Source organism: Bradyrhizobium sp., assembly GCF_017881085.1.
Taxonomy (GTDB): Bacteria; Pseudomonadota; Alphaproteobacteria; order Rhizobiales; family Xanthobacteraceae; genus Bradyrhizobium.
In genome coordinates, this window is sequence record NZ_JADGRI010000387.1 from 1 (window position 1) to 4,409 (window position 4,409).

Annotated in this window: 6 protein-coding genes; 4 read left to right on the forward strand and 2 right to left on the reverse strand. The window is 61.9% G+C overall.

Features of this window, described 5'->3' with window-relative positions; translation table 11 throughout:
* Window positions 1-627: DUF2076 family protein (locus tag QZ213_RS25110; protein ID WP_291688764.1), on the forward strand; the 627-nt coding region annotated here is incomplete at its 5' end.
* Between the two features lie 75 nt (window positions 628-702).
* Here QZ213_RS25110 and QZ213_RS25115 read toward each other — a convergent pair.
* Entirely contained in the window at window positions 703-1,521 is an 819-nt protein-coding gene (locus tag QZ213_RS25115; protein WP_291688765.1) for a L,D-transpeptidase, read from the reverse strand.
* 327 nt (window positions 1,522-1,848) lie between these two features.
* On the opposite strand from QZ213_RS25115, the gene QZ213_RS25120 reads away from it, so the two are divergent.
* Window positions 1,849-2,631 carry a protein phosphatase CheZ gene (locus QZ213_RS25120; RefSeq protein WP_291688766.1) on the forward strand — a complete coding sequence of 261 codons (783 nt, stop codon included), beginning with the start codon at window positions 1,849-1,851 and terminating at the stop codon, window positions 2,629-2,631.
* Window positions 2,632-2,766: 135 nt separating this feature from the next.
* Here the strand turns inward: QZ213_RS25120 and QZ213_RS25125 are convergent, their stop codons facing one another.
* Window positions 2,767-3,282, reverse strand: coding sequence for a hypothetical protein (locus QZ213_RS25125; RefSeq protein WP_291688767.1), 516 nt, complete (start codon window positions 3,280-3,282; stop codon window positions 2,767-2,769).
* Between the two features lie 328 nt (window positions 3,283-3,610).
* Between QZ213_RS25125 and QZ213_RS25130 the strand changes: the two genes are divergently transcribed.
* Window positions 3,611-3,907: a co-chaperone GroES gene (locus tag QZ213_RS25130; protein WP_291688768.1), complete on the forward strand. Its 297-nt coding sequence runs from the start codon at window positions 3,611-3,613 to the stop codon at window positions 3,905-3,907.
* Between the two features lie 197 nt (window positions 3,908-4,104).
* Window positions 4,105-4,409, forward strand: a 305-nt coding sequence (locus QZ213_RS25135; protein WP_291688769.1) for a TCP-1/cpn60 chaperonin family protein, incomplete at its 3' end; no start/stop codon positions are given.

Consider the following 4,409-nt stretch of genomic DNA (forward strand, 5'->3'; position numbering starts at 1 on the left):
ATCCAGGAACTGGAGGCCGGCGTCGCGCCCGCACACCAGCCATCCGGCGGGTTCCTCGATTCGATGCGCGACGCGATCTTTGGGCAGGAACAACCGCATGGCTCGGTGCCGAATGTCCCGCCGCCTTCCAGCCGCCCGGTCTGGAACAGCGGCCAGGCGATGCAGCAGACGCAATCGCCGGGACGTTATGACCCGGGTCAGCCCTCCTATGGTCAACCCGCCTACGGTCAACCCTATGGCGCGCCCCAGCCGCCCATGGGCGGCGGCGGCTCGTTCCTGGGCACCGCGGCGGCCGCGGCCGCCGGGATGGTCGGCGGATCGCTGCTGCTCGGCAGCATCCGCTCGATGATGGGCGGCAGCCATCAGGGCTTCGGCGATGCCGCAGCCCTCGGCGACAGAGGTACGAGCGCGACCCCTTGGAGCGACCAATCCGGCAGCACGCTGGCGCGCGACGCCGGGATCAACGACATCGGGTCATCCGCAGGCCATGGTGACGACAATTCGCGCGCCGGATTGTTCGATACGGCGTCGAACGATGATCAGGCAATCGACGATGACGGCGATCGCGACGACATGGATCTGGATTCCGACGATTTCGGCGGCGACGGCGACAGCGATTACGCCTGATCTGCTCCCCGACGATGCAAGGCAAAACGGCCGCCCGATCAGGCGGCCGTTCCAGTTTTCCAAGCCGTGCTGCAATCAGATGACGACCACCCTGGCGCCGACATTGACGCGGCCGTAAAGGTCGATCACGTCCTCGTTGCGCATCCGGATGCAGCCCGACGAGACGTTGGTGCCGATGGTCCAGGGCTCGTTGGAGCCGTGGATGCGATAGAGCGACGACCCCAGATACATCGCGCGGGCGCCTAGCGGATTTTGCGGGCCGCCTTCCATGTGCCGCGGCAGATCGGGACGGCGCACCAGCATTTCCGCCGGCGGCGTCCAATCCGGCCATTCCTTTTTGGCAGAAACCGTCTTGATGCCCGACCAGGTAAATCCGGGTTTGCCGACGCCGATGCCGTAGCGCAGCGCCTTGCCATCGCCCTGCACCAGGAACAGGAACTTGTTGGGCGTATCGACGATGATGGTGCCGGGTCGTTCCTTGCCGGAATAATCGACGAGTTGTTTCTCGAATTTCGGATCGAACGGGCGCTGTCCCGGATCGATGGCCTCTTCCTGCTGCGGCAGCAGCGCGCCCTGCGGCTGGTAGGACGGTTGCTGCTGATAGGCAGGCTGCTGGTAGGCCGGCTGTGGATAGACAGGTCGCTGATAGTCGGGCTGCTGCTGATAGCGATCGCCTTGATTGGGTCCATCGCCGAACAGGAACTCGATGAACCCGCCGCCCATCTTGGAGCGTTCGGCATAGGCCATTCGCACCGGTGCCGGCGGCGGCGCTTGATCGGCATAGATCACGTTGGGTTCCGGGGCGGCCGCGGCTTCGATGGCCTGCGCCTGATCAAGTCCGGCGCCGAGACAAGACGCGCTCGCGAGGAGCGCAAGAGACATTCTTTTGAACATCGACGTACTCTGTACTGTTTCGTCTTGTTGAAACTGTTCGTGAAACTATTGTTACGGGAGCGCCCCCCGCTTTCGAAGCGCCTTGCACCCCATCAATTAAAATCAAAACCGCATCGGTTTGGTAAACAGAAACGGCTTTTCGATTCACCATTTCGCCAACTCGGCGCGGTTTTGTCCGGTAGCGTTTATTTTCGATGAACGGCGGATGCGCATGGTTAATCGTTGGTGAGCGGCGGAAAACCGCGCACTTCGCAACTGTTCCGGCGTGAACCCGATGTTAAATCGCATCTGTATAAAACTACGGGAGTGCAGGTCAGGAAACAACTCATGCCGATTCATCGCAGACGTTTTCGTATCGAAGAAGCATACATCGGCGGCGACGCGCAGATGGCCGCGGGCGCCGACGGCGAGGTCGGTCCCATGCATCGCGAGATCATGAGCGAACTGCGCGCCATCCGCGCGCAGATGGGCAGCGGTGGCGGCGTCAGCCGCAGCGCGGCGGCGGAAACCCTCGATGAATCGGTTACGCGCGAGGTCGCCGAGGCCCATGCCCTTCTGGAAACCTATCGCGCCCAGATCGAGCAGTGCGAGAAGCTCAAGGTGGAACTCGATCTGATTTACGACGCCATCAACCGCACCAAGCGCGAAATCGCGGTGCTGCACGGCAAGAGCTTCAACGGCGAGGAAATGGCCAAGGTCAACGGCGAACTCGGCGCGGTCGTCGGCGGCACCGAAGAAGCTACCCAGCAGATTCTCGAAGCCGCGGAAGCGATCGATAACGCGGCGAGCGCGCTGGCCAAGGTGACCTCGCCGGATCAGCAGAAGATCCTCAGCGAGGAAATCCAGGAACGCGTCGTTTCCATCTTCGAGGCCTGCAATTTCCAGGATCTGACCGGTCAGCGCATCAGCAAAGTGATGACCACGATGAAATTCATTGAAAATCACATCACCGTCATGATGGATATCTGGGGCGGCGTGGATGCGATCAAGGCGCACGCGCCCCCGATCGTCGACGATCGGGAAGGCGACGCCAAGCTGTTGAACGGTCCGAAACTGGACGGCGACGAAGGTCACGCCTCGCAGAACGACATCGACGCCTTGTTCGACTGAGGTTTGTCTGTCTGACAAGACGCAAAACGCCGGCTAGATGCCGGCGTTCTTGTTTCAGTTCGTCATTCCGGGGCGATGCAAAGCATCGAGCTTCGTCGTTTTGTCTACGTACGCAGAGACGGGGAAGGCTAACCCTTACGCGCGCGGGGAGCAGCGGACATAGACCATGTTGCCGTAGCGGGTCGCGGCGTCCTTGTCGGTAAAGCGGGTGATCAGAACCCGTCCGTCGAACGAGACGATCTCGCGGTCCTGTTCGCCGCCGGCCGGTCCGGGCGGACCGATAAAGTTCTTGCCGCCCGGCGAGCCCTTGAGGCGCAGTTCCTGCGGTGTCGCCTGGTCGGCGAGGTGCATAATGACGCCGCCCGAGGAGCCGGCTCCGATCACGTAGGGCTGTTTGCACTGCGCCTTCGCCGCGGCTTCGGTGCGCGCGCGGTCGGCGGGATTCTGGTAGGAGGCGAGACCCCAGCGGCCGACAATCTCGTCCGCGCGAATGGTCGCCGGCATGTCCGGCGCCATGCCCGGCTCGGGGGCCGGTTCGGGCGACGATGACAAGGATGGCAGGCTGAAGCTTCCGCACGCGCCCAGGAATAACGCTAGCGCGGAGGCGATTCCCAGATTGGCAACCGTCCGCGCGCTAAATGACGTGAACATGGCATTCCCCCAAGCAAATTCGTGGCCGCACCCGTCCTGCAACCAAGCTTAAAACTGCTGTCGGAGCAATGACGTCCGATAAATGACGCCGGCGCTCCGATTTGGTTTCCTCCAACATCCTATATCTGCCTCACCAACGGATTAACTCCCCTTTGCTTGACAGGAACCGCGTCAAGCCATATTCCCGGCCGCACAATTAGCACTCCGAGAGCGCGATTGCTAAGGGATACGGGTTGTTTTGCCCCTTTGGCGGTGTCGAAAACGCCCGTATTCCGGTCCACTTTCGCTTCGCACCAGATCCGAAAACCAGCCTGCAAGAGGAACCGTCATGGCTAAATCCAAATTTCGTCCGCTGCATGACCGCGTCGTGGTCAAACGTATCGACGCCGAAGAAAAGACCAAGGGCGGCATCATCATTCCGGACAGCGCCAAGGAAAAGCCGTCGCAGGGTGAAATCACCGCGGTCGGGCCGGGCGGCCGCGACGAATCCGGCAAGCTGATCCCGATCGACCTCAAGGTCGGCGACCGCGTGCTGTTCGGCAAGTGGTCGGGCACCGAGATCAAGCTCGACGGCGAGGAACTCCTGATCATGAAGGAGAGCGACATCATGGGCGTGCTCGCCTAACCAACCCACACCGCCGCCGCACGCTGCTCGTCATGCCCGGGCTTGACCCCGGTATCGATCCTCTTCGGAGGAGTCTTTGCGAAGACGATGGATTGCCGGGTCATCTGGTCGAAGACGCGTTTCGCACTTTGGCCCGGCAATGACGGTAAGGACGCGCGGCAAACGACCGCACTGCAATTCATCAGGAGGAATTCACAATGGCTGCCAAGGACGTAAAATTTTCTGGAGACGCGCGCGATCGCATGCTGCGCGGCGTCGATATTCTCGCCAACGCGGTGAAGGTGACGCTGGGGCCCAAGGGCCGCAATGTCGTCATCGAAAAGAGCTTTGGCGCACCGCGCATCACCAAGGACGGCGTCACCGTCGCCAAGGAAATCGAGCTTGAGGACAAGTTCGAGAACATGGGCGCGCAGATGCTGCGCGAAGTCGCCTCCAAGACCAACGACACCGCCGGCGACGGCACCACCACCGCCACCGTGCTGGCGCAGGCGATCGTGCGCGA

Bases quoted from the DNA above. Each gene is read 5' to 3' on its own strand.
- QZ213_RS25115 (WP_291688765.1), bottom strand. From the start codon at position 1,521: ATGTTCAAAAGAATGTCTCTTGCGCTCCTCGCGAGCGCGTCTTGTCTC.
- QZ213_RS25120 (WP_291688766.1), top strand. From the start codon at position 1,849: ATGCCGATTCATCGCAGACGTTTTCGTATCGAAGAAGCATACATCGGC.
- QZ213_RS25125 (WP_291688767.1), bottom strand. From the start codon at position 3,282: ATGTTCACGTCATTTAGCGCGCGGACGGTTGCCAATCTGGGAATCGCC.
- QZ213_RS25130 (WP_291688768.1), top strand. From the start codon at position 3,611: ATGGCTAAATCCAAATTTCGTCCGCTGCATGACCGCGTCGTGGTCAAA.